We start from the raw sequence: 24,865 nt of genomic DNA, 5'->3' as shown, positions 1-24,865 counted from the left end.
CGGCAGCCGGTGGCTGCTGCAGCCTAGTCCGCTTCGGCGAAGGCCTTCCGCAGATTCGCTTCCTGGTCCTTGGAGAGATTCGTGGCGATCAGCGAGGCGCCCGGGAAGCCGTCCTTGAAGGCATCGAGGACCCGGTCTTCCACTGCATCGGAGGACAGGACGAACAGGGCCGAGGTGCCCGGAGTGACTTCCTGCCGAATCTGTTTGATGAAGTTGTCATCGATGCCTACGTCCACCATCGATCCCGACAGAGCACCGATGGCAGCGCCGACGGCCGCACCGATCAGCGGGATGAAGAAGATCAGGCCGAACAGCAGGCCCCAGAAGCCGCCGCCCAGAGCACCGGCGCCGGCCATGTTGTGCTCCTGGATGGTCCGGGGCTTCTTCTTGTCCCGTGGCCAGGTGACGATTGCCTCATCCTGTACGTTGATGAGGTTCTGGGACTCGAGGCTGGCCAGGGTTTGCGTCGCCCTTTCAGCCGCGTCTGCGTCGGGAAATTTCCATACGGTAAGTGTTGCCATGGCAGATGCTCCAAACAGTTGGGATCCAGGCACTAACCGTCCGCGTGCCCGGCACGCGGACGGTTAGAGTAGGTGCCACGCTAGCCAGCCCGGACTGCCCCGGCAAGGGACCGGCGCTGTGGGAGCTCCGCGGGGGCCAAGTCTTCCCCCAGTCCCTGTCCCGCAGGGTTGCGCGGTCGTAGACTCAGGTTTGCGGAACGCCAGGACCGCCGACCCAGGAGCTGAATGAGGGACCTATCCCGCCCGGCATGGTGGACCAACGCCGTGGTCTACCAGATCTATCCGCGCAGTTTCCAGGACACTACGGGCGACGGCATCGGCGATCTGACGGGGATCATGAGGCGGCTGGATTACCTGCAGGAACTTGGGGTCGATGTCCTGTGGCTCTCTCCCATCCATCAGTCCCCTCAGCGGGACAACGGGTACGACATCAGCAATTACTGGAGAATCGATGCGGTGTTCGGCACCGAGCAGGAATTCGACCGGCTGCTCTCCGAGGTCCATGCCCGCGGTATGAAGATGATCATGGACCTGGTCATCAACCACACCTCCACGGACCACGAGGCCTTTCAACGGTCCATTTCCTCCCGCGACAACATTTCCCGCGACTCCTACTACTGGCGGGACCCGCGCCGGGGATTCCGCGGCGGCGAGCCCGGCGCGGAACCGAACAACTGGGGATCCTTGTTTGGCGGATCGGCCTGGACGTGGCATGAGCCGACACAGCAGTACTACCTGCACATCTTCTCCCGCCACCAGCCGGACCTGAACTGGGCCAGTACCAGGGTACGCAACAGGATCTACACCATGATGAACTGGTGGATGGACAGGGGGATCGACGGTTTTCGGATGGACGCAGTGAACTTCATCTCCAAAGACCAGCGCTTCCCTGACAGCATGATCCAGTTCGGCGGCGTTTGGGGAGATGGTTCACCGTTCTTCACCTCCGGCCCGCGCGTGCACGAGTTCGTCCAGGAGATGATGCGCGCGGTGTTTGCGCACCGCAGCGAGGACTATCTGGTGGTTGGGGAAACCACCGGAGCAACGGTCGAGGAAGCCAGGCTCTTCACGGACCCCTACCGAAATGAGCTGGACATGCTGTTCCAGTTCGAGCATGTGAACCTGGACCACGGTCCCGGCGGCAAATGGGACCGCCGGCCGGTGAACCTCCGGGACCTTAAGACCAGCTGGAACCGCTGGCAGCGCGGACTGGCCGACCGGGGCTGGAACAGCCTGTACCTGAGCAACCATGACCAGCCCCGCCATGTTTCCCGCTACGGGAACGACGGCGCCTTCCGGTATGAGTCGGCAACGCTGTGGGCGACCCTGCTGCATCTGCAGCGCGGAACGCCCTTCATCTACCAGGGGGAAGAGATCGGAATGACGAACGCCGGTTTCACCAGGATTGACCAGTACCGGGACGTGGAATCACTGAATTTCTACGCGGATTCGACAGCCCGCGGAATGGATCCCGGGAACGTCCTGGATATCCTGGGCCATGCCAGCCGGGACAACGCCAGGACACCCATGCAGTGGACTCCGGAACCGGGGGCAGGGTTTACGGACGGTGTGCCCTGGATTGGGCTGGGACCCAGGTACCCGGAAATCAACGTTGAACAGGACCAGGCCGCTCCGAAATCCATCTTCCGTTACTACCAGGAGCTGATCCGCCTGCGCCATGAGCTGCCGGTGATCGCGGCAGGCGACTTCCAGCTGCTGCACGCACACCATCCGGCACTTTTTGCTTTCAGCAGGAGCCTGGGGGAGAAGAGCCTGGTGGTGATCGGAAATCTTTCCGGCTTTGAGCAGGCCGTTTCCGAGGACCTGCAGGCGGGCGAACTGATCCTGGGCAACTACGGTCCCGAACGGCAGAAAGCGGTGCTGGGCCCGTGGGAAGCCCGCGTGATGGATGTCAGCGGGCTTCCCGGGGAACCGTGAACTATTCGGCCGTAAGTGCGGACCCGTAGAGTTCCAAGAGTGCGGCGGTTCCTCCCGCAGCCATCGCCCGCCGCTGCCGCTCGGAGCCGGTACCGGAGTCCCGGATATCCTGCAGCCCGGCACGAACCCACTCGGTGTCATTCTCGGCGTCGAGCGCTGCGGCAGTGAAGTCCAGCAGGGCCTGGAGGCGGTCCTGCGCCGGCACCAGCCGGGCGTTGACCGGATCCACCAGCTGGCCGGTCAGCCCTTCGCGGGCAGCCTGCCACATGGCGGCGTCAAGCAGCTCGGCTTCGGGGACTGTGCGGTTGGTTCCCCGGCCTGCCTCCTCAACCGCCGTGCTCACCAATCCGCGGACCAGGGCTGCAATGAGCACGGAGTCCCGTGCACGGAGCTGTGCGTCGCCGGCCCGGACCTCCAGGGTGGGATATGAATCAGAGAGCCGGGCCATCCAGGTCAGTACGCCCCGGTCGATGATCGCCCCGGTGGACACCAGCTGCGCCACGCGCCGTTCGTAGTCGGCCGCGTCCTTGAAGGTGGGAGGGCAGCCCTGCACCGGCCAGCGGCGGTAGTGGACGACCCGCCAGCTGCCAAAACCGCTGTCGCGTCCCAGCCAGTAGGGGGAGTTGCAGCTCAGCGCCACGATGGCGGGCAGCCACTCGCGGATGCGGTTCAGCGCCTGGACTCCGGCTTCCCGGTCCGGTATCGAAACGTGGACGTGGAGTCCGTTCACGAACTGGTCCCCGACGATCCCCGGCGCGCTTTCGCGCAGCTGGCGGTAGCGTTCCTTGTCTGTCAGCTCCGGGTAATGGTCCTCTATGAACGGGGCTGAGGCCGTTCCGGACGCTGTTACCCCCGCCTTCCGTGCGGCGGTTTCAAGCTGCCCGCGGAAGTTCAGCAGGTACTCTTCCGCCTCGGTCAGCGTTGCGGAGACCGGCGTGGCGGTTTCGATCTGGCAGCTGAGCAGCTCGCGCTGGATTTCGTCTTCCGTCACGCGCGGGGAACGGTGCAAATAGCCTGCAACCTCCTCCGCCTTGTGCACCGGAAGTCCGGAGACCGGATCCAGCAGCAGGTACTCTTCCTCGATGCCCAGTGTTGCCATGCATCCCTCCACATATTCATCGGCTGCGGGTGTCCACCTGCAGCACTTCCCCAAGAAGACTAGGGCCGAAGGGCATCCTGAAGCCAAACGGGAAGCTCACTGACGTTTTGTTGCGTGGTTACGCACCGGATGTTAGGGCCGTGCCGTACAGCGCCGCGAGACCGTTCCAGCCGCCGGCAGCGTAGGCGGCACGCTGGCGCACCGCGCCGGTGCCGGCCGTGAGCATCCGCTGCACCCCGGCCAAGACGTAATCCGCGTCGCCGTTGTCCTCCAGGGCAGGACGGATGTGCTCAACCAGCGCGGCCACCTGGTCCGCGGCGGCGGATGATTCCCCCCGGATATCCATGAGCCGCCCGCCCAGACCGTACCGGGCGGCCTGCCACAGACCGGCGTCCAGGAGCTCCGGGTCCGGGTGCGCATCAGGTGCGGCGTCTTGAGTCAGGACGAGTCCGCGCACCAGCGCCGCCAGGAGGATCGAGTCAGCGGCTTCCAGCTGTGCGTCGCCAACACGCACTTCCACCGTCGGATACCTTGCGGACAGCCTCGCGGCCCAGCCAATGTGCCCGGCGTCCAGGACCGCGTCGGAGCGAAGGAGCCGTGCAATCCTGCGGTCATAGTCCGCCGCGTCGGCAAACTCCGGCGGGCAGCCCTGGACAGACCAGCGCCGGTAGTGGATGAGGCGCCAGCTTGAGAAGCTGCTGTCCCTGCCGCGCCAGAAGGGTGAGTTGGCAGCCAGCGCAGCCAGGGTGGAGAGCCACGGACGGACCTTGTTCAGGGCGTTGATTCCCGCGTCCCTGTCCGGAACCGCAACGTGTATATGCGTTCCGTTGACGTAGTGTTCCCCGGCAACGGCGCCGGTCAGCTCTCCCATGGCTTCGTAGCGTTCGCTGCCTGTGATAACCGCGGGACCGTCCTCTATCCGCGGAGCAGCTCCGGAGAGCACAACGCCCATGCCTGCTTCAGCGGCGGCCGCGGCTATGGCTGTGCGGGCACCCAGCAGGGATTCGGCTGCTTCATCCAGCGTGTTGCAGATGACGGTGGAGGCCTCGAGCTGGCAGGCGAGCAACTCAGGCTGGCCCACTGGAACCTGCGCCATCGCCGGGGAAAGTTGGGTCGCCGCACCGGGAGCCCCGGAAAGCTCGGCTGCGCGGGGCACGGGAAACCCGGTGGCCGGATCCATGAGCAGGAACTCTTCTTCAATGCCGAATGTAGCCATGCATTCTCCTGGTTGCCGAAGAATCCGGGAGCTGCCCGCTCTTCAGAACAGTCTAGGACAGCGCCGGTACCGCCGGGAGGGGGCCGTGCCAAGTAGGCAGGCTTCTCTTCCTAGGCCCGGACGGCACGCCAGGTGAACGTGAGATAGGGCAGCTGCAGTTCTTCTCCGGGTGCGTGGCCGAGATGCTCGTAGAGGTACCAGGTGAGGTTAGCCAGGACCTTGGAACGCGTGGATTCCGAGGCGGAGAGGTAGTACGCACGGGATTGCGCAAGTTCGGCCAGGTCCTCCGGAGTCATGGCCACCGACCACGAGGCAGTATTAAATTCGTGCAGCCTCAGCTGCGGCCCCAGCTCCGGACGGAAACCCGGGCGCAGCACGTCCCCGGCGTGGATAATCCGCGAAAAGCGGTGCACCCAGGGAACACTGACGTCCAGCTGGTTCCAGACCAGGCCCGCAAACCCCCCTGGTGCCAGGACCCGTGCGAATTCCCGGGCGGAAGCCACCGGGTCGCACCAGTGCCAGGCCTGGGCCACGGTGACTGCGTCAAGCGAGGAGTCCGGCAGCCCCGTCTGCTCGGCCGTGCCCTGGGCAGCAGGAACCGTAGGCAGCCTGCGGGAGAGCTGGGCGAGCATGTCTGCGGAAGGATCCACCGCCTGCACCTTAAAGCCCGCGGAGACGAGGGCCGCGGTGTACTTGCCTGTGCCGGCACCGACGTCAGCCACGGACACGGACGGCGCAGGCCGCCCGGACAGGGAGGGGACGTCGAAGAGCCAGTCAACCGCCTCGTCCGGGTAGCCGGGACGGATCCGGTCGTAGTGTTCGGCGCCGGTGCGGTAACTGCCGCCCAGCTGCCGGCGCCGCAGACCGCCGAGCTTGGGTCCGCTGGAAGCCACGTTGAGTCCTAGAAGAGGTCGTCGAGGTCGGGGTTGAGCCGCTGCAGTACTTCGTTGTGCAGCACGCCGTTGGTAGCCAGGGCGTTCCCGCCGAAGGGCCCGTCCTCGCCTTCCAGAGAGGTGAAGCGGCCGCCGGCTTCGGTCACGATCGGAACCAGGGCCGCCATGTCATACAGGTTGAGCTCCGGCTCGCACGCGATGTCCACCGCGCCCTCGGCCACCATGCAGTAGGACCAGAAGTCGCCGTAGGCACGTGTACGCCACACGGATTCGGTCAGGCCGAGGAACTCGTCAAGGTTGCCGCGCTGCTTCCACCCCGTGAGGCTTGAGTAGGACAGCGAAGCATCGGCCAGATTGGAGACGTCAGAGACCCGCAGCCGGGTCGCCGAGGCCAGGGAGCGGCCCATGTAGGCACCGGTTCCCGTCGCGGCCCACCAGCGCTTGCCCAGCGCTGGCGCGCTGACGACGCCGACTACCGGAACGCCGTCGTCCACCAGGGCGATGAGGGTCGCCCAGACGGGCACGCCCCGCACGAAATTCTTGGTGCCGTCGATCGGATCAACAATCCAGCGCCGGGGCCCGGAACCCGTGGAACCGAATTCCTCGCCCAGGACGGCGTCGCGCGGCCGGGCGCGGGAGAGCTGGCCGCGGATGGCGTCCTCGGCTGCCTTGTCTGCGTCGGTGACGGGCGTCAGATCCGGTTTGGTCTCGATCCGGAGGTCCTGGGCCCTGAACCTGGACATGGTCTGGTCGTCCACGGAGTCGGCCATTACATGGGCGAGACGCAGATCATCGTTGTAGTTCTGAACGAACGGCATACTTCAACTTATCGCTATTGCTGCGGCGCTGCCCACGTTTACGCGGGTGCGCGCGGCGTCTACCCGCCTGGAGAAGGCCTCCAGGCGGTGCCGGCCGGATTTCTCCGGCCCGTCACTGGGTGCCCAGTTCCTTGGCCTGCGCGCGGTTCTCGGTGCGCAGGCCGCCGGATCCCAGCAGCCGGCGGAGGGAGGCGAGTCTGGCTGGTCCGGCCGCGCCGGCGCTGCCCGATTCAACCCACGGGTCCAGCCCGCAGTTGACGGCGCCGTCGTCATGCCGGCAGCCGCGTTCGCAGTCTTCGGTGCCCGGCTCCAGATCGGGAAAGGCGCTGAGGATGCGGTCCGGGTCCACGTGGGCCAGGCCAAAGGAGCGGATGCCCGGAGTGTCGATGATCCAGCTGCCTGCCGGGGAGTCCTGCACCTTCAGCGCCAGCGCGGAGGAGGATGTATGCCGGCCGCGGCCGGTTACGGCATTGACTCCGCCGGTGGCCCTGCGTGACCCGGTGAGGGCGTTGACCAGCGTGGACTTGCCGACACCTGAATGGCCCACCAGGACGCTGACTTTGCCAAGGAGGTGCTCATGCAGGGCCGCGACGGCGCCTCCGGCCAGGCGCGCGGAGAGGCCGTCGTCGGACTCGGAGTCGATTCCCGCGTCGTCCGCCCGGGCCGTGCGGCTGATGACTACTTCCAGGTCCAGGTGTTCATAGTTGGCCAGCAGCTCGGCCGGATCCTTCAGGTCCGCCTTGGTAATGCAGAGCAGGGGAGAGATACCGGCGTCGTACGCTGCCACCAGGGCGCGGTCGATAAAGCCGGTTCGCGGTTCCGGGTTGGCGGCGGCGACCACGATCACCAGCTGGTCCGCGTTGGCAACCACCACGCGCTCCACCGGATCGGTGTCATCTGCGGAGCGGCGCAGGAGCGTGGCGCGCTCATTGACCTTGACCAGCCGGGCCAGGCTGTCGGGGGAGCCGCTGACGTCACCCACCAGCCCCACCAGGTCTCCCGCAACCACCGGGGTGCGCCGCAGCTCCCGGGCCCGGGCTGCCGTAACAATCCGCTCCTGAGGGGTGTCTTCGTCCACGATGGCCGTGTAACGGCCGCGGTCAACGGTGATGATGCGTCCCGTCACGGCGTCTTCGTGGGCAGGCCTGTCCTTGGTACGGGGCCGTGAGCCCTTCTTGTTGGGGCGGATGCGGACGTCCGATTCGTCCCAGCCCGAGGTGCCTCGTGCCACGGCTAGGCCTCCTGCGCCGCCGTCGGCTCCGTACCGGCCACCAGGGCGGTCCAGAGCTGCGCGAATTCGGGCATGGTCTTGGACGTCGCTGCGATGTCCTCCACGACGACGCCGGGGACCGTCAGTCCCAGGATCGCCCCGGCGGTTGCCATGCGGTGGTCGGCATACGTGCCGAAGACGCCGCCGTGAAGCGGAGCCGGATCGATCGCCAGGCCGTCCGCGGTTTCCGTTACGTTCCCGCCCAGGCCGTTGATTTCAGTCTTTAGGGCAGCCAGCCGGTCCGTTTCGTGTCCGCGCAGGTGAGCTATGCCGGTGAGGACCGACGGCGAGTTGGCCAGTGCGCAGAGGGCGGCGACCGTCGGTGCCAGTTCGCTGGTGTCCGCGAAGGTGCCGCCGCGGACCGTTCCGCTTCCGGTGACGGTTAGTACGCCGTCGGCAAGTTTGGCGGTTGCGCCCATCTGCGGCAGGATCTGCCGCCACTTGTCGCCCACCTGGGTGGTCCGCTGAGGCCACCCGGGAATGCTCACGCTCCCGCCGGTGGCGACGGCGGCGGCAAGGAAGGGGCCGGCGTTGGAAAGATCCGGTTCGATGTCAACGTCGAAGGCCCGGACGGGTCCCGGCGCAACGTGCCACTCGTTGGGTACGGAGTCATCTACATCCACGCCGCATTCGCGCAGCACGTGGACGGTCATGGCGATATGGTCCAGGCTGGGAACCGTTTCCCCGGTGTGGACCAGGTGCAGTCCGTTCGTGAAGCGTGCACCGGCCAGCAGCAGGGCGGAAACAAACTGCGAGGAAGCTCCGGCGTCGATCTCCACGCGTCCCCCGGGAACGGCGCCGCGTCCGGTGACGCTGAATGGCAGGGCGCCGCGTCCGCCGTCATCCACTTCGATGCCGAGGCCGCGCAGGGCCTCGATGGTCGCGGCCATGGGACGGCGGCGCGCGTGAGGATCGCCGTCGAATGCTGCAGTGCCCGAACGCAGGGCGGCCAGCGGCGGCACGAAACGCATCACCGTGCCGGCCAGGCCGCAGTCCACGGCAGTGTTCCCGGATGCTGACGCCGGAAGCGGCTCCACCACCAGGTCGGGACCGAAAGGTCCGGTGCCGGGAGCCTCCGTGATCTTGGCACCGAGCGACCGCAGTGCGGTGACCATGAGGGCTGAGTCCCGTGAATGCAGGGGCGCGCGGAGGCGGGAGGGCCCCTCGGCCAGGGCAGCCAGGACCAGGTAACGGTTAGTGAGGGATTTGGAGCCTGGAACCCTGACCACCCCGGTAACGGGATGGCCAGGGGTGGGGGCCGGCCAGCCGTCTGCGACAGGCGCGGATGTTTCAGTCATGGTGCCTAGGAACCTGCGATATCTGCTGCGGTGCTGCGGACGGCACGTTCTGCCTTGGCCAGCTGCTTACGGGTCTGCTTGGTGACTTTGCTGGAACGGCGGCCGGCATCCTTGCCGATGGCCCGCACGCTGCGCTGGGTGTCAGACACCAGATGCTCTGCACGCCAGGCCAGGCCCGGACGGCCGTTGGTGTCGACGGCGGCCAGGAGCACGCCGCCAATCAGGGAGAGGTTCTTCAGGAGCTGGGTGCGGCGTTCCTTCCGTCCGGCAGCCGTGCTGGCATCGCCGTTGCGGTATTCGACCAGGGTGTTCACGCCGGCGGTCGCGGCGAGGACCAGCCCGGCCAGGCGGGAGAACTTGCCGAGGCCCAGCATGGCAGCGGCGCTGAGCTGGGTGGCCCCAAGGACGCGTGCGACGGCGGCCGGGTTCTCAGGGAGACCTGCAGCCGCAGGCACCGCTGAACCCAGGCGGTTGAGGGTCGGCGTGAGCTGCTGGGCGGTCTGGCCGGTGTTGCGCAGCCGCTCCACGCCTGCTGCCGCAAAGCCGGCAGCGAGGAGCGGACGGGCTAGTTTTCGGACAATGCTCATGCGTGGCCTCCTGGGTTACGCCGGACCGGCGTGCGTTCAAAGATGATACGGGTGTGCCTGACGGGACACGCCGTACGCAACGGACACCCCCTAGTCTGGCACCTTTGGTTCCCTTGCACACCTCGGCGGCTTTAGCTGCCGGTGACCCGCAGTCTGGAATATCCGCAGGCGGACGGCAGTTACTAATCATGTCGGTCTCGCGCCGGCACCCGGTGCGCACGGCACCGGAACGTCGGATGCGGAATCGGAGGCTACGTATGGCAGGTTCGCTTGTCCAGGAGCGGAACACCGTTGAGGCCGCCCTTCCCGGGTTGCTGGTGCGTGCACGCCCTCTACACTTGGACGTAATGAAAACTGATGTGCCGGAAGGCAGCCCACAGGTGGAAGATCCGGGCCTCGACGTCGCGTCCGAGCCCGAAGAGGCACGTAAACTGCGCTTCGAGCGCGATGCCATGCAGTACGTGGACCAGCTGTACTCGGCTGCCATGCGCATGGCCCGCAATCCGGCAGATGCCGAGGATTTGGTGCAGGAAGCCTACACAAAGGCTTTTTCCGCGTTTCACCAGTACAAGCCGGGAACCAACCTCAAGGCCTGGTTGTACCGGATCCTGACCAACACGTATATCAACCTGTACCGCAAACGGCAGCGGGAGCCGCTGCAGGCGAACTCGGATGGCGTGGAGGACTGGCAGCTTGCGCGGGCAGCCGAACATAGTTCTGCCGGCCTGCGTTCGGCAGAGGCGGAGGCGCTGGACCATCTGCCCGACTCAGACGTCAAGAGCGCGCTGCAGGCCATCCCGGAGGAGTTCCGCCTGGCGGTTTACTTCTCGGATGTCGAGGGCTTCGCGTACAAGGAAATTTCAGAAATCATGAACACGCCGATCGGCACCGTGATGTCCAGGCTGCACCGCGGACGCAAGATGCTCCGTGAGCTGCTGGCCGAGTACGCCTATGAGCGCGGCATCAAGGGCAAGGCACAGAAGGCTGCCGCCGCAGCGGCGGAGAATCAGGGGAAGACACTATGAGCGATTGCCAGAGCCTGGGTGATTGCGATGACTCACGCATCGAACGGCTGTACGAATACCTGGACGGTGCGCTTTCGCATGACGACCTGGTGGAAATCAAGGAGCATCTTGAAGGATGCCCGGAATGCGCCGAGGAACACGACCTCGAATGCGTCATTCGTTCCGTCGTGAAGCGGTCCTGCACGGAAGAGGCACCTCAGACACTGAAGGCGAATATCCTCGCCCGGATCAGCCAGATCCAGTCAGTGGACCACTGAACTGGCTGGATAAAGGAAAACCCCCGTCGCCGGAAGGCTGCGGGGGTTTTCTTTGGTTAGCGCGGAAAATCCGGCTGAACGTCCGAACTTAAGTGTTGGGACGCTTGCCGTGGTTTGCGCCGCCGCGCTTACGGTCACGACGCTTGCGTGCACGCTTGCTCATGGCTGCCTCCTTCTTTCGCTTTCAAGTTCTGCCCTTCAGTCTCCCACACACTGTGCCCCCGGCGTAAATGCGGGTCTGGTTCACGCACCGCGGCCGCGGGCGTCGCCTAGGATGGACCAACCAAGCGACCAAAGGAGTTCAGCATGCGAGCCGTGTACGCCCAGTTCCAGTCCCGGGAAGATCCGCTCAGCGGGCTGGTGGTGGGAGAGCTTCCCAGGCCTGAACCAGAGCCCGGTTTTCGGCGTGTCCAGGTGCGGGCCTCGGCGCTCAACCGGCATGACCTGTGGTCCCTGCAGGGCATCGGGCTGCCCGCGGACCGGCTGCCGATGATCCTGGGCTGCGATGCCGCCGGAGTGGACGACGACGGCAACGAGGTGATTGTGCACTCGGTCCTGTCCACCTCCGGCTGGGAGGGTGATGAGACCCTTGATCCGCGCAGGACCCTGCTGTCCGAGCGATACCCGGGCACGATGGCGGACGAGGTCTGGGTGCCGGAACGGAACCTGGTTCCCAAGCCCGCACAGCTCAGCTTCGAGGAAGCCGCGTGCCTGCCCACAGCCTGGCTGACGGCCTACCGCATGCTCTTCACTGTCTCGCCCGCTGCGCCGGGGTCCACAGTGCTGATCCAGGGTGCCGGGGGAGGAGTGTCCACGGCCTTGGTGGCCCTGGCTTCCGCCGCCGGCTTCCGGGTCTGGGTTGCCGGACGCAGTCCAGCCAAGCTCGAAGACGCCCGCAGGCTGGGGGCAGAAGCCGTGTTCGAGTTCGGTGCACGGTTGCCGGAGCGTGTGGACACCGTGTTCGACTCGGTCGGTGAAGCCACCTGGGCCCATTCCCTGAAGGCACTGAAGCCGGGCGGCGCCCTGGTCACGTGCGGCGCAACTTCCGGGCCGAACCCGCCGGCGGACCTGAACCGGATCTTCTTCCTGCAGCTGAAGGTCCTGGGGTCCACCATGGGGACGAGGGCCGAACTGCAGCGGCTGGTCCAGTTCCTTCTGGCTACGGGTGTGCGCCCCGAAGTTGATTCCGTCCTGGACCTTGAGGACGCAGCCAAGGGCTTCCGCCGGATGCACGACGGCGCAGCCACCGGAAAGATCGTCTTCCGGCATTAGAGTCTTCCGGCACCGGGCCGGCTGTGCGAAAGGCGTCCGCTGGTGCGGACGCCTTTCGCATGCCTGGCAGTTATTCAGTTCATGTCCGGCAGGTCGAGCCAGCGGAACCAGCCGCGGTGCAGGACCAGCCACGCTATGAGGCCGTAGCCGGCCTGGCCCGGAGTTCCGCCGTTGGCTGCCAGGTCCGTCCGCCACTGCTCGTGGTTGAGCAGCGGCGTCAGCGTGTCCACATAGACGTGCTTGCGGCGGGTCGTCACGTCACCGAAGGCGGCGGAGAGGTCCGCGAGCCTGCGGTTGCGTTCGGCGTCGAGCCCCGGCGGGGGACCGACCACCAGGACCTTGATGCTCATCTGGGCGGCTCCGTCCAGGATGTTTGCAAGGTTCAGCCGGCTGCGGGCCGTGGACAGCTCCAGGTCCAAATCACGGTCCGAAAGACCGATTACCAGCCGGTTCTCACACGTCTCGTCAAACCTTCGGCCGGCCTCCATGAGCCAGCGGTTGGCGAGTGCCTCAGTGCCCTCGCCGGGGGCCGCGAGGCTGTAAGCCTCCAGTGTTGCGTTATCCGGCGTCGTACGGGCCAGCACTCGTCCGAGCCAGCCCAGGGCGCGGGGGTCGCCGTGGCCGGCGAGCAGTTCGTCGCCGACCGCAGCGAGCCTGATTCTGCGTTGTTCCACGAGTTCCCTTTTCAGTTGCGTCAGTGTCCAGATGAAGGGTGGTTAAAAGCCGGGTGGGGCACCGCCCGGTGCCCCACCCAACCTAGCCTATTAGCGGCGCTCGAAGGCCTTCTTGACCAGGATGTCCTGCTCAACGGCGTGCCGCTTGGCCGAACCTGTGGCCGTGGAGGCCGACGCAGGACGCGAGACCAGCCGCAGCGGGCGGTCCAGTTCCGGCGGCAGGTTCAGGCCGATGAACGGCCACGGACCCTGGTTGGCAGGTTCATCCTGTGCCCAGATGATTTCTGCGTTCGGGTACTTGGCCACGGCATCCCGGATCTCCTTGTAAGGCAGCGGGTACAGCTGCTCGACCCGGATGATCGCGGTCTTCTCGTCTCCGGCCTTCTGGCGGTTGGCCAGCAGGTCGTAGTACAGGCGCCCGGACACCAGCAGAACCTTGTCCACGGCGTTGGCGTCCAGCTCTGCGTGCTCGCCGATAACCGGCTGGAACGAACCTTGGGTGAACTCCTCCACCGAGGTAGCCGCTGCCTTCAGGCGCAGCAGCTGCTTCGGGGTAAAGACCACCAGCGGCTTCCGCGGCCGGCTGTAGGCCTGGCGGCGCAGCAGGTGGAAGTGCGAGGCGCCGGTGGTGGGGTTGGCCACGATCATGTTGTCCTCGGCGCACAGCTGCAGGAAGCGCTCAATCCGTGCGGAGGAGTGGTCCGGGCCCTGGCCTTCGTAGCCGTGCGGCAGCATCATGACCAGCGAAGAACGCTGGCCCCACTTCTGCTCTGCAGAGGAGATGAACTCGTCAATGATGGTCTGCGCACCGTTGACGAAGTCACCGAACTGGGCTTCCCACAGCACCAGGGCATCGGGACGCTCCACTGAGTAGCCGTATTCGAAGCCGAGGGCGGCGAATTCGGACAGCAGGGAGTCGTAGATCCACAGCTTGGCCTGGTTTGGATCCAGGTCCGCGAGCGGGGTCCATTCGGCGCCTGTTGCACGGTCATGGAAGACGGCATGGCGCTGGGTGAACGTGCCGCGGCGGGAGTCCTGGCCGGCCAGCCGGACGGGAACGCCTTCCATCAGCAGCGAACCGAAGGCCGCGACCTCTGCGAAGCCCCAGTCGATGTTGCCCTCACGGGACATCTGCTCGCGCTTCTCCAGCAGGGACTTCAGCTTCGGGTGGACCGTGAAGCCCTCCGGAATGGTGACGTGGGCCTTGCCGATCCGGGCAAGCGTGTCCGCGGAGATCGCGGTGCTGGCAGGCGCCACGATGGTGGAGCCTTCCTGCTGCGCAGCGGGGCGCTCCAGGTCCGAGACAGCCTCGGAGTCCTTGGTGATGACCGGGATCGGAGAAGTCTGGGCGGCATGCGTTTCCGCGAAGACCCGCTCTAGGCGGCTCTGGTAATCGCGAAGTGCCTGCTCGGCTTCTTCCTGGCTGATGTCGCCGCGGCCGATCAGCGATTCGGTGTAGAGCTTGCGCACCGAGCGCTTGGCCTCGATCAGCGAATACATCATCGGCTGCGTCATCGAGGGATCATCGCCCTCGTTATGGCCGCGGCGGCGATAGCACACCATGTCGATGACGACGTCCTTGTTGAACCGCTGGCGGTAGTCGAAGGCCAGCTGGGCCATCCGGACAACCTGCTCCGGATCGTCGCCGTTCACGTGGAAGATCGGAGCCTGGACCATCTTGGCGACGTCGGTGGCGTACACCGAGGAGCGCGACGACGTCGGTGCGGTGGTGAAACCGACCTGGTTGTTCACAATCACGTGGATGGTGCCGCCGGTGCGGTAACCGCGCAGCTGGGAGAGGTTCAGCGTTTCCGCCACCACGCCCTGGCCCGCGAAGGCTGCGTCGCCGTGGATGAGGATCGGCAGGACGGGGAACTCGTCCCCGCGGTCCAGCCGGTCCTGCTTGGCACGGACGATGCCTTCGAGGACTGAGTCACCAGCCTCAAGGTGGGAGGGGTTCGCGGCAAGGTAGACCTTCGTCTGTTTGCCGTTGTCCGAGGTGAAGGTGCCCTCGGTACCGAGGTGGTACTTCACGTCGCCGGAGCCCTGCACGGAGCGGGGGTCCTGTGTGCCTTCGAACTCGCGGAAGACCTGGGCATAGGTCTTGCCGGCAATATTGGTAAGCACGTTCAGGCGGCCGCGGTGGGCCATGCCGATGCCGACCTCTTCCATGCCTTCGTCAGCGGCACCGGAAATGATGGCGTCCAGCAGCGGAATGAGGGACTCTCCGCCTTCCAGGGAGAAACGCTTCTGGCCCACGAACTTCGTCTGCAGGAACGTTTCGAATGCCTCTGCGGCGTTGAGCTTGCTCAGAATGCGCAGCTGCTCTTCGCGGGAGGGCTTGCTGTACGGGGCTTCGAGGCGGTCCTGGAACCAGGAACGCTCTTCCGGGTCCTGGATGTGCATGTACTCGATGCCTGCGGTACGGCAGTAGGCATCACGCAGCACGCCAAGGATCTTCCGCAGCTTCAGCATCGGCTTGCCGCCGAATCCTCCGGTCGGCCATTCACGGTCCAGGTCCCAGAGAGTCAGGCCGTGGTTGAGGACGTCCAGGTCCGCGTGGCGGCGCTGGACGTACTCCAGGGGGTTGGTGTCCGCCATCAGGTGGCCGCGGACCCGGTAGGCATGGATCAGCTGCTGGATGCGGGCAACCTTGTTGATCTGCTCATCCGGGTTTACCTGGATGTCAGGGCTCCAGCGAACCGGCTCGTAGGGGATGCGCAGGGACTCAAAGATGTCATCGTAGAAGTTCTGCTCGCCCAGCAGGAGCTGGTGGACGATGCGCAGGAACTCGCCGCTGCCGGCACCCTGGATGACGCGGTGGTCATAGGTTGAGGTCAGGGTGATGATCTTGGAGATCGCATTGCGGGCGAGGATCTTCTCGTTCGAGCCCTGGAACTCGGCCGGGTATTCAAGGGCGCCGGCACCGATGATGCAGGCCTGGCCCTTGGACAGGCGCGGTACGGAGTGAACCGTTCCGATGCCGCCCGGGTTGGTCAGGGAGATGGTGGTGCCCTTGTAATCGTCGGCGGTGAGCTTGCCGGCGCGGGTGCGCTTGACCAGGTCTTCGTAGGCCTGCCAGAACTCGGAGAAGTTAAGGGTTTCAGCCTTCTTGATGTTCGGCACCACCAGCAGGCGGGATCCGTCCGGCTTGGGCATATCGATGGCCAGGCCAAAGTTGATGTGTGCGGGCTGGACTGCAACGGGCTTGCCGTCCACCTCGTCGTAATACACGTTCTGGGACGGGAACTGGGCTGCTGCGCGGATGATCGCGTAGCCGAGCAGGTGGGTGAAGGAGACCTTGCCGCCGCGTGCGCGTTCCAGGTGGCTGTTGATGACAATCCGGTTGTCGATCAGCAGCTTGGCGGGAACCGCGCGCACCGTCGTGGCAGTGGGGACGCTCAGGCTGAGGTCCATGTTCGTGGCGATGGCCTTGGCCGGACCGCGCAGCACCGTCACGGTGTCTTCTTCGGTCTCCGTGCTGGGCTTGGTCTTGGGCAGCTGGGCCGGGATGGGCGCAGGCTTCGTTTCGGGCTTGGCAGCAGCGGCAGCCGACTTCGGTTCATCCTTGTCCGAAGCAGCTTCCTTGGCTACGGGCGGCTTGCCTGACTGCTGGGTGGCTGCGGGGGATTCGCCCGAGGCCTTCGGGGCCTGGGCCTCGGTCTGCACGACGGGCAGCTGGCGGGTGGCCGGGTTGGCGCCGAGTTCGCTCGGGGGAGTCGAACCGTTGCCGGAAGCGGAGCTGCCGGCGGACGACCCCGCGTCCTCCGCCTTAAAGGAGTCGAAAATGCTCCACCACTTCTTGTCAACGGAGTTCTTGTCCTTGAGGTACTGCTCGTACAACTCGTCGACAAGCCATTCGTTCCCGCCGAATTCCTCCGGCAGGCGGTGGTTGGGTTGGTCTGGCACTAGATATACGCCTCTTCCATGAGTTGCCGTTTGCCCTGATGGCACCATGATCTGAGCGCTTCCGCCTCAAGACTTGCTGGTGCGGCCCGGTGCGCAGTGACCGAGACTTGGTTGCAAGTCTAGTTACAGATCAGCAGAAGTGGCCAATCTCAGCGGTGTCCGCCTGTGGGATGCGACACACTTTGCCCAGGCATTTCGGCGAGATTGCGCACAGTGCCCGCCCGGCAATTTTGATCTGGTGCCAAGAAGCCAAAGCTGTAAACTGAAAGGTCTATGGACAGCAACTCTAGGCGCCGGCCTGCATCCGCTGCAGTCATACCTGCAAGGACGCACAGAGCCGGCAACACCCGCACACGATCCGCGCACTCTCCGGCAGCTTCATCGGAGCCTTCCAGTCCGGCTTCGGCCGAACCTCCCCCTCAATGCGGTAATCCGCCAACAGGCTCCCGGGGAACTTCACGCCCGTGCCTTCGCACGGAGGCTGGTTCCTGAGATGGAGTGGCTTTTCCTTCTGGCCGGCCTGCTGCTTATCTGCGGCACCGGCTTTTTCGTGGCTGTTGAATTCTCCCTGGTTGCGCTGGACCAGCCCACCGTCCGCCGCGCGGTGGACGACGGGGATACCCGGGCGGAGCCGCTGCTCCGCTGCCTGACCACCCTTTCAACCCAGCTCTCAAGCTGCCAGCTCGGCATCACGCTGACTACGCTGCTGACCGGGTACGTCATGGAACCTTCCGTGGGCCGGCTGCTGCAGGGTCCGCTCGCAGCCCTTGGTCTCCCGCCGGCGGCGTCGCTGTCGGTTTCGGTGATGGCCGCGATGGTGCTGGCGACCCTGCTGTCGATGCTCCTGGGCGAACTGATACCCAAGAACATGTCCATTGCCCTTCCCTTTCAAGTGGGACGCGCTCTGGCGCGCCCGCAGCTGGCCTTTACGTTCGTCTTCAAGCCGGCGATCCTGCTCCTGAACGGGTTCGCCAACAAGGTGCTCAACCTCTTTGGCCTCGAAGCCAAGGAGGAGATTTCCGGAGCCCGGACCCCGGCAGAGCTCTCCTCCATGGTCCGGCGTTCGGCAGAGATGGGCACCCTGGATGCCGGCACGGCGAACTTCCTTGCCCGCACCCTGTCCTTCTCGGAACGGACAGCGGCTGATGTCATGACGCCCCGCATCCGCCTTGAAACGATCGATGCCGACCAACCGGTCTCGGATGTCATCGAAGCGGCCCGGCGGACCGGCTACTCACGTTTTCCCATCCTGGGCGATTCCCCTGATGACATCCGGGGTGTGGTGCACGTGAAGAAAGCTGTCGCCGTCCCTCGCCGCAAGCGCCCGGAGCTGCCGGCGGCTGCCATCATGAGCGACATCCTCCGGGTGCCGGAGACCGTACACCTGGACTCGCTGCTCTCTGAACTGCGCAGCGCAAACCTGCAGCTCGCCGTCGTGCTCGACGAATACGGGGGAACGGCAGGCGTGGCAACGCTGGAGGACCTGGTGGAGGAAATAGTCGGTGAGGTTTCCGACGAACACGACAAGCTCAAACCCGGCGTCCTGCAGAGCGCCTCGGGCTACTGGTACTTTCCGGGCATCATGCGCCCGGATGAGGTATCCGTCCTGATTCCGTCCCTGCACGTGCCGGACGATGCGGGCTATGAAACGGTGGGCGGCTACATCATGGCTGAACTGGGCCGGATCGCGCAGATTGGAGACACAGTGCCGGTTCCCGGCGGAGAGCTGGAAGTTGAACGCATGGACGGGCGCCGGATTGACCGTGTCTGCTTTGTTCCGGGTGAGCCCGACCCCGATGACGCAGCCGGGCCTGGAGCCGCTGTGGAAGCCGCGCCGGCAGTGCCCGGGGGGCGCGCGGCCAGGGATGCTGTGCCGGGTTCCGCCCGTGGTGTGCGGGCCGCGGGCAGCGCCGGACCCGCCGCCGTCCGAGGGGAGGGGGCACGATGAGTGATCTTGCCGGGATCTTCTGGCTTGTAGTCCTGCTGCTGGGCAACGCGTTCTTTGTCGGTGCCGAATTCGCTGTTATGTCCGCGCGCCGCAGCCAGATTGAACCGCTGGCCGAGGCAGGCTCGAAGCGTGCGAAGACGACCCTCTGGGCGATGGAGCACGTATCCCTGATGCTGGCGTGCGCGCAGCTCGGTATTACGGTGTGCTCGCTGCTCATCCTCTACGTCGCGGAACCGGCGATCCACCATCTCCTGGCGGCACCGCTGGAAGCCGTGGGTGTTCCCATGGAGATCGCCGACCTGGCCGGTTTCCTTGCAGCGCTCCTGTTCGTGACCTTCCTTCACGTGACCATTGGCGAGATGGTGCCGAAGAACATTTCAGTGTCCGTTGCAGACCGGGCTGCGCTGGCCCTGGCCCCTCCGCTGGTCATGGTTTCGCGGGTGGTACGGCCGATCACAGCCAGCCTCAACTGGATCGCGAACCATGCACTCCGGCTCGTTGGAATTACCCCCAAGGATGAGGTGACTTCGTCCTTCACGCTGCAGGAAGTGCAGTCGATCGTCCAGGAGTCCACCCGCCACGGGCTGGTGGCGGACGATTCGGGGGTCATTTCCGGCGCCCTCGAATTCTCGGGACAGACTGCCGGCGGGGTCATGGTGCCTCTGGACGGGCTGGTTACCCTGCGCACCGACTGCACTCCGGCCGAGTTCGAGAAGGCTGTTGGACGAACCGGGTTCTCCCGGTTCGTGCTGATGGACGAGGCAGGCAATTTCACCGGATATATGCACCTTAAGGACGTCATGGCCATTCCGGAGGAGGCCTACGAGCGGCCGATCACTGAGAACAAGGTCCGCACGCTGGCCAATCTCCGGCTGAGTGACGGAATCGAGGATGCGCTGGCCGTTATGCAGCGGACCGGATCCCATGTTGCCCGTGTCCTTGGCGATGACGCGCAGACCAAGGGCGTGCTGTTCCTGGAGGACATCATCGAGCAGCTGGTGGGTGAGATCCGGGACGCTACCCAGTCCCAGGGCCTGCGCCGCTCGGGGGAGAGCTTCACCGGCTGAAAACCGGCTGGGAGTAGATCAGATGCGAATGATTCGCGTTTGCGTTATGCTGATCAAGCCCCGGCACCGCCGGAGGTTGTACCAAGACTCGAAACGGGGATACTGACACCATGCGCCGCCTGCCCTTCCGTGTGGCCGGAACTCTTGCCGCTGCCGCACTTGCACTGTCCGCCTGCTCCGCGGGGGGAGACAGCGGCGCCGGCGAAGGTGGAGATGCCATTCGGGTTGTGGCTTCGACCAACGTGTACGGCAGCATCCTTGAATCGGTTGGCGGCGAGTTGGTCAGCGTCGAATCGATCATCAGCCGTCCGTCGCAGGACCCGCACTCCTATGAGGCCACTGCCCGGGACAAGCTTGCTGTCTCCGAGGCTGCCGTAGTCGTCCTGAACGGCGGGGGATATGACTCCTTCATGGAGACCCTGGTCCAGGAAGAGTCGCTCGCCCCCGAAAACGTGCTCAACGCCGTCGAGATTTCAGGCCTTGACGATGGGCACGAGGACCACGCAGATCACGAAGACAGCGGTGACAGCGATGCCGGGCATTCGCACGGCGGGCACTCGCACGGCGGATTCAACGAGCACGTCTGGTATGACCCGGAAGCGATGGGGTTGCTGGCCGAGGCATCCGCCGAACGGCTGGCCGAACTGGATCCGGAAAACGAGCAGGCTTTCCGTGACAATGCGGCCAACTTCGCTGCCGGGATCCAGGAACTGGAGGACCGCCTTGCTGAGGTCCGCTCTGCTGCGGAGGGACGCGACGTCGCCATGACGGAACCGGTGCCCGCGTACCTCCTGGAGGATGCCGGGCTGCACAACGTAACTCCTGACGATTTCACGGAGGCCGTGGAAGAAGGCCAGGACGTCCCGCCTGCCGTGCTTAAGGAGATGCAGGATCTGCTGGCCTCCGGAGACATCGCGTTCCTCGCTTACAACGAGCAGACCTCTACCTCGCAGACTGAAGCAGTTCGCAGGACTGCCGAAGACGCAGGCATTCCAGTAGTTGACTTCTCCGAGACGCTGCCCGAGGACGAGGACTTTCTTGCCTGGATGGACCGCAACGTGACGGCCGTTCAGGACGTCCTGAAGTGAGCCGCGCCGTCGTACAGCTGCGCGGGGCCTCCATGGCTTTCGGCAGCCGTACGCTGTGGCAGGGACTGGACCTGGACATAAATTCAGGAGAATTCCTCGCCGTTCTGGGACCTAACGGCACCGGAAAGACCACGCTGTTGAAGGTGCTTTTGGGGCTGCAGCCGCTTAGCTCCGGGACCGTGACTATCAATGGGCGCCGGGTTGAGCGCGGAAGCAAGGACATTGGCTACATCCCGCAGCAGAAGTCTTTTGCTTCCGGCACCCCGCTTCGTGCCCGGGACCTGGTTGGCATGGGGGTCGACGGCGACAAGTGGGGCATCCGTCTTCGCCGGGGTCCTGTGCGTGCCCGGGTGGATGAACTCCTGGCCCAGGTCGGCGCCGCGAGCTATGCGGATGCTCCGGTGGGCAAACTTTCCGGCGGCGAGCTGCAGCGGCTGCGTGCTGCGCAGGCCCTGGCTACCGATCCTGACCTTTTGCTCTGTGATGAGCCGCTGCTCTCCCTTGATTTGCACCACCAGCAGGCGATCAGTGCCCTCATAGATGCCCGTGCCCATGAGAATGACTCCGCCGTCGTGTTCGTGACGCATGAAATCAATCCGATCATCGACTATGTTGACCGCGTCCTCTACCTTGCCGGCGGCCAGTTCCGTACCGGAACGCCGTCGGAAGTCCTGCGTTCGGACGTGCTGTCGGATATGTACGGATCCCACGTGGAGGTGCTGCGCAGCCACGGCCGGATTGTGGTGCTGGGCGTTCCGGACGCCACAACGCACCACCACGGCGAGAGCGAGGCCGATCTTGGACCTTTCTGAGTTTTTCTCTTCCGTCTTTGACTTCAGCGACTACGGGCAGCTGCTGCCGCTGGTGACCAATTCGCTGTGGGCTGCGGCGATTCTAGGTCTTGTTGGCGGGCTTATTGGCGTCTTTGTCATGATGCGGGATCTGGCATTTGCCGTCCACGGCATTGCCGAGCTGTCTTTTGCCGGTGCTGCGCTGGCTCTGCTTCTGGGCGCCAATGTTGTTCTTGGTTCCCTTGCCGGTTCAATTGCTGCCGCTCTGATCCTTGCGTTGCTGGGTTTGAAGGCCCGTGACCGGAACTCGATTACCGGTGTCATCATGCCCTTCGGTTTGGGTTTGGGAATCCTGTTTCTCGCGCTCTATGAAGGGCGTTCTGCGAACAAGTTCGGCTTGCTGACCGGCCAGATTGTTGCCGTGGACAGTGTCCAGCTGAACCTGCTGGCCATTTGTGCCGCCGTCGTTATTGTTGGTTTGGTCTTTGTCTGGCGTCCGCTGACGTTTGCCAGTGCTGATCCGGAGCTTGCCCAGGCCCGCGGTGTGCCCGTAGGTGGGCTGTCCATCGTGTTCATGTTCCTTCTGGGGCTTTCTGTTGCGCTGTCCATCCAGGTTGTTGGTGCGCTTCTGGTTCTGTCGCTCCTGATTACTCCGGCTGCTGCTGCCCTGCTTGTGACCTCTTCTCCGCGCCTTGTGGTTGGGCTGAGCGTCATTTTCGCGCTGGTCTCTGCAGTTGGCGGCATTCTTCTGGCTCTCGGCGGCCGGATTCCGATCAGTCCCTACGTGACCACGATTTCGTTTGCCATCTACCTGGTGTGCCGGATCATCATGGCAGTCCGTAACCGGAACCGGCGGTTGGCTTCTGTGGCCTGAGCTGGTTGAGCTGGTTGAGCTGGGGCTGGCGCGACACTGTTCAGGCGGGACGTGTGCCTACACTTCCGCCATCCGGGCAGGGGACTGACCACAGTCTCTTTGGACTAACCACAGTCTCTTCCTAGCTGCGTGACGGCCATGCTGAGAGCCCAAACGCGCAGTTTTCCAGCTGCCGCGAGGCTTCTTTTCCGGCCGCCGTACCGCAATGCCAGCTACTTTTCGGCGTCCAAGAGTTGCTGGTGTCCAAGACTCCGGTCCCGCGAACAAGGCACCGGAGTGTCGTGCTGATCGCTCAAAAGACGCTCGCGACCAAGCCACGACGGCGCGCAACCAGCCCAGCTTGCCGGTCTGTCTAGAACGGTGGGGGATCGTCGTCCGGCTTCGGGGTGCTTCTACCGGGCGGTTGCGGGGTTCCGGGCTGCTGCCGCGACTGCGGAGTTCCGGGCTTTGGTGGGGTTGGCAGGTAGTCCAGTGCCGGGTCCGTTGCGTAGGTGCGGCCGGCAGGTGAGTTCCATTCGATGGTTCCCGGTTCTGGCTGGCGGGCCTTCCAATGGCCCAGGGTCTTGAACCGGTGGTGTTTGGGACAGAGGTGTTCCAGGTTCGCGTGGTCCGTGGGACCCCCGCGTGAGTACGGGGTGGTGTGGTCGATCTCCGCATGCGTGACATTCACGGAGCAGCCGGGGAACCGGCAGGTTCCGTCCCGTGCCTGGAGCCAGCGTTTGAGTCCTGCCGGGATACGCCGTGTTCGTCCGACGGTGAGGATTTCACCGGTGGCGGGGTTCTGGAGCAGGGGTGTCCAGTGCAGGGCGTTGAGGATCATGGTGCGTGCGGTGTCGGCGCTGATCGGTCCGTAGCCGTTGAGTTCTGCCGGGTTCTCGTCCAGTCCGGCCAGGGTGTCGGCGTTGATCAGGACCATGACCTCGGTACGGACCCTCGAGCGGCTGCGGCTGCGGCTGCGGTTCTGGTTTTGGTTCTGGTTTCGGTGCCGCTCGGCCCTGCGGGGCCTCTTGTCCGGTTGAGTGCTGCCTGCCGGGCCGCCGTCCGGTGCTTCGCGCATGCCGGGGGTTGGGGTCGTGGCATGGGCTGTCCGCATGTTGGTTGGTGGCTGGTTTTCGAGGAGCAGTTCGGTGAGGGTGTCCGCGCGGAGCTGGTCCATGGTGCGGGGATCCCCGGCGTGTTTGCCGGCTTTAGCTGCACCGGTCAGGGCAGCGAACATGGCCTGGCCTTTCTCGGCGGCGATGACCGCGCTGAGGCAGGACATGCCATCGGGCAGGGGCTGGAAGCTCACACGTCGTTTGTCCTTGGCCTGGCGGTGCCGGACAGGAATCAGGTCCGGGAACCGGGTTTCACGCTGCCTGCGGGCACGGCGTCCGAACCCGGCAGCGGTCCTGCCCTCCGCCGCAGCAAGCAGGTCGCGTTCGAACGCACCCCGGACGGTGAGCGACTCGGTTTCATCAAGAGCCCCGGCAATCCCTGCGGTGCCCTGTCCATCGGCCTGTGCAGTGTCGGACGCCTCAGTGTCGGCTGCCTCGTCTGCGGGCTCGGACCCCAAGCCGTTGAGACCAAGGTCGAGCTGTCCGGATTCCTGGCTGTGCCGTCCTGGGTTCTGACTGGACGCTTCCGGGTCGGCAACGCGTTTGGCGGAAGGATCCGCAGCCGCATCAGCACGAAGATCCGGGGCCGTAAGAACGTCGGCGGGCAGGTGGTGGGTTTCGTCCAGAATGATGCGGGCGTGCTGCAGAGCGATCTTCCCCTCGGACAGCCGGGCCAGGGTCTGCGGGGTCTCAGAGCAGAGCCGGGTGGATTCGCTGATGAGCTGCATCGCGCTCATGTGCGGGATGTTTAGCGCGGTGGAGGCTTCGGCAGCGGCGAGGCTCATGGCCAGGGCTGGTTCTTCCCGCCCGCCGGAGGCCTGGGTGATGTCCCTGGCGAAGAGTACTTCCAGCCGGGCAGCGACACGGGCCTGCTGGGCCTGGGCCCAGGAGATGAGCATGCCCAGGCGCTGCAGAGTGGACACGGTCTCGTCGTAGCCGAGGGTTTCCGGGCTGCGGAGGCAGAGCTGCCCGGTGAATCCTTCCGGCAGGGACCCGGGACTGGTGGTCTCAGCCTGTGCGGGATCAGCGTGGAACACGGCACCGGAGAAAGCCGGGACACCGGGACCGGGACGGGGCGAGGACTGAGGATCGGGGCTCCCGGACTGACCGGCCTGGCTGTCCTGCCCGGCGCCAGGGATATGTTCTCTGCCGGGCCGTGTAGCCTTGCCCTGTTGCGTCTGTCGTGAATCCTGCCCGGGTCCCTGCCGGACACGGGACTCTAATCC

Annotated in this window: 21 protein-coding genes; 9 read left to right on the top strand and 12 right to left on the bottom strand. The window is 65.1% G+C overall.

From position 1 onward, the window contains the following. Positions 1-23 precede the first annotated feature (23 nt). Positions 24-521 (bottom strand): DUF1269 domain-containing protein, encoded by a 498-nt coding sequence (locus ITX31_RS05770; protein WP_194782536.1) that lies wholly within the window; start codon positions 519-521, stop codon positions 24-26. 225 nt (positions 522-746) lie between these two features. On the opposite strand from ITX31_RS05770, the gene ITX31_RS05765 reads away from it, so the two are divergent. Next, on the top strand, positions 747-2,459 hold the full coding sequence (locus ITX31_RS05765) for an alpha-glucosidase (RefSeq protein WP_194782535.1): 1,713 nt from the start codon (positions 747-749) through the stop codon (positions 2,457-2,459). A 1-nt stretch (position 2,460) separates the two neighbouring features. On the opposite strand, the gene ITX31_RS05760 is transcribed toward ITX31_RS05765, so the two are convergent. From ITX31_RS05760 to ITX31_RS05730, 7 genes are all read right to left on the bottom strand, one after another. Beyond that, on the bottom strand, positions 2,461-3,558 hold the full coding sequence (locus ITX31_RS05760) for a carboxylate-amine ligase (protein ID WP_194782534.1): 1,098 nt from the start codon (positions 3,556-3,558) through the stop codon (positions 2,461-2,463). Positions 3,559-3,676: 118 nt separating this feature from the next. Beyond that, the gene (locus ITX31_RS05755; RefSeq protein ID WP_194782533.1) at positions 3,677-4,774 is read right to left on the bottom strand and encodes a carboxylate-amine ligase; all 1,098 of its coding nucleotides are present in this window, start codon (positions 4,772-4,774) and stop codon (positions 3,677-3,679) included. A 110-nt stretch (positions 4,775-4,884) separates the two neighbouring features. After that, positions 4,885-5,667: a class I SAM-dependent methyltransferase gene (locus ITX31_RS05750; protein ID WP_194782532.1), complete on the bottom strand. Its 783-nt coding sequence runs from the start codon at positions 5,665-5,667 to the stop codon at positions 4,885-4,887. Positions 5,668-5,675: 8 nt separating this feature from the next. Then, positions 5,676-6,485, bottom strand: coding sequence for a histidinol-phosphatase (gene hisN / locus ITX31_RS05745; RefSeq protein ID WP_194782531.1), 810 nt, complete (start codon positions 6,483-6,485; stop codon positions 5,676-5,678). Positions 6,486-6,597: 112 nt separating this feature from the next. Then, the gene (locus ITX31_RS05740; RefSeq protein ID WP_194782530.1) at positions 6,598-7,716 is read right to left on the bottom strand and encodes a ribosome small subunit-dependent GTPase A; all 1,119 of its coding nucleotides are present in this window, start codon (positions 7,714-7,716) and stop codon (positions 6,598-6,600) included. A 2-nt stretch (positions 7,717-7,718) separates the two neighbouring features. Continuing rightward, positions 7,719-9,053: a 3-phosphoshikimate 1-carboxyvinyltransferase gene (aroA, locus tag ITX31_RS05735; RefSeq protein WP_194782529.1), complete on the bottom strand. Its 1,335-nt coding sequence runs from the start codon at positions 9,051-9,053 to the stop codon at positions 7,719-7,721. Positions 9,054-9,058: 5 nt separating this feature from the next. Further along, a complete protein-coding gene (locus tag ITX31_RS05730; protein ID WP_194782528.1) occupies positions 9,059-9,640 on the bottom strand; it encodes a DoxX family membrane protein in 582 nt (193 codons plus the stop codon). 347 nt (positions 9,641-9,987) lie between these two features. Here ITX31_RS05730 and ITX31_RS05725 point away from each other — a divergent pair, with 347 nt between their 5' ends. Next, the gene (locus tag ITX31_RS05725; protein WP_228529083.1) at positions 9,988-10,665 is read left to right on the top strand and encodes a sigma-70 family RNA polymerase sigma factor; all 678 of its coding nucleotides are present in this window, start codon (positions 9,988-9,990) and stop codon (positions 10,663-10,665) included. Further along, positions 10,662-10,922 (top strand): mycothiol system anti-sigma-R factor, encoded by a 261-nt coding sequence (rsrA, locus tag ITX31_RS05720; protein WP_194782527.1) that lies wholly within the window; start codon positions 10,662-10,664, stop codon positions 10,920-10,922. Before ITX31_RS05725 ends, rsrA begins: the two co-directional genes overlap by 4 nt. Before the next feature lie 88 nt (positions 10,923-11,010). Here rsrA and ITX31_RS16145 read toward each other — a convergent pair whose 3' ends face one another. Next, complete coding sequence (locus tag ITX31_RS16145) at positions 11,011-11,085, bottom strand: 50S ribosomal protein bL37 (RefSeq protein WP_369299106.1); 75 nt, start codon at positions 11,083-11,085, stop codon at positions 11,011-11,013. Between the two features lie 143 nt (positions 11,086-11,228). Here ITX31_RS16145 and ITX31_RS05715 point away from each other — a divergent pair, with 143 nt between their 5' ends. Further along, positions 11,229-12,194 (top strand): zinc-binding dehydrogenase, encoded by a 966-nt coding sequence (locus ITX31_RS05715; RefSeq protein ID WP_194782526.1) that lies wholly within the window; start codon positions 11,229-11,231, stop codon positions 12,192-12,194. Positions 12,195-12,268: 74 nt separating this feature from the next. Here the strand turns inward: ITX31_RS05715 and ITX31_RS05710 are convergent, their stop codons facing one another. Both ITX31_RS05710 and ITX31_RS05705 read right to left on the bottom strand, forming a co-directional pair. Continuing rightward, complete coding sequence (locus ITX31_RS05710; protein WP_152226931.1) at positions 12,269-12,868, bottom strand: GDSL-type esterase/lipase family protein; 600 nt, start codon at positions 12,866-12,868, stop codon at positions 12,269-12,271. A gap of 90 nt (positions 12,869-12,958) precedes the next feature. After that, positions 12,959-16,777, bottom strand: coding sequence for a multifunctional oxoglutarate decarboxylase/oxoglutarate dehydrogenase thiamine pyrophosphate-binding subunit/dihydrolipoyllysine-residue succinyltransferase subunit (locus ITX31_RS05705; protein ID WP_194782525.1), 3,819 nt, complete (start codon positions 16,775-16,777; stop codon positions 12,959-12,961). A 493-nt stretch (positions 16,778-17,270) separates the two neighbouring features. Between ITX31_RS05705 and ITX31_RS05700 the strand changes: the two genes are divergently transcribed. The 5 genes from ITX31_RS05700 (at position 17,271) to ITX31_RS05685 (ending at position 22,545) form a co-directional block, all read left to right on the top strand. After that, positions 17,271-18,725 carry a hemolysin family protein gene (locus ITX31_RS05700; RefSeq protein ID WP_194782524.1) on the top strand — a complete coding sequence of 485 codons (1,455 nt, stop codon included), beginning with the start codon at positions 17,271-17,273 and terminating at the stop codon, positions 18,723-18,725. After that, entirely contained in the window at positions 18,722-19,792 is a 1,071-nt protein-coding gene (locus ITX31_RS05695) for a hemolysin family protein (protein WP_194782523.1), read from the top strand. Before ITX31_RS05700 ends, ITX31_RS05695 begins: the two co-directional genes overlap by 4 nt. Positions 19,793-19,902: 110 nt before the next feature. Then, positions 19,903-20,880: a metal ABC transporter solute-binding protein, Zn/Mn family gene (locus ITX31_RS05690; RefSeq protein WP_194782522.1), complete on the top strand. Its 978-nt coding sequence runs from the start codon at positions 19,903-19,905 to the stop codon at positions 20,878-20,880. Between the two features lie 32 nt (positions 20,881-20,912). After that, entirely contained in the window at positions 20,913-21,692 is a 780-nt protein-coding gene (locus ITX31_RS15790; RefSeq protein ID WP_228529169.1) for a metal ABC transporter ATP-binding protein, read from the top strand. Next, positions 21,679-22,545: a metal ABC transporter permease gene (locus ITX31_RS05685; protein WP_228529081.1), complete on the top strand. Its 867-nt coding sequence runs from the start codon at positions 21,679-21,681 to the stop codon at positions 22,543-22,545. Before ITX31_RS15790 ends, ITX31_RS05685 begins: the two co-directional genes overlap by 14 nt. A gap of 352 nt (positions 22,546-22,897) precedes the next feature. Here the strand turns inward: ITX31_RS05685 and ITX31_RS05680 are convergent, their stop codons facing one another. Beyond that, complete coding sequence (locus ITX31_RS05680; protein WP_194782520.1) at positions 22,898-24,676, bottom strand: HNH endonuclease; 1,779 nt, start codon at positions 24,674-24,676, stop codon at positions 22,898-22,900. Positions 24,677-24,865 lie beyond the last annotated feature (189 nt).

The sequence above is a fragment of the Arthrobacter gandavensis genome (assembly GCF_015355785.1).
In the GTDB taxonomy this organism is placed as follows: Bacteria; Actinomycetota; Actinomycetes; order Actinomycetales; family Micrococcaceae; genus Arthrobacter_B; species Arthrobacter_B gandavensis_A.
The sequence above is the reverse complement of the archived record's forward strand: the minus strand, read 5'-3'. Positions and strand labels throughout refer to the sequence as shown.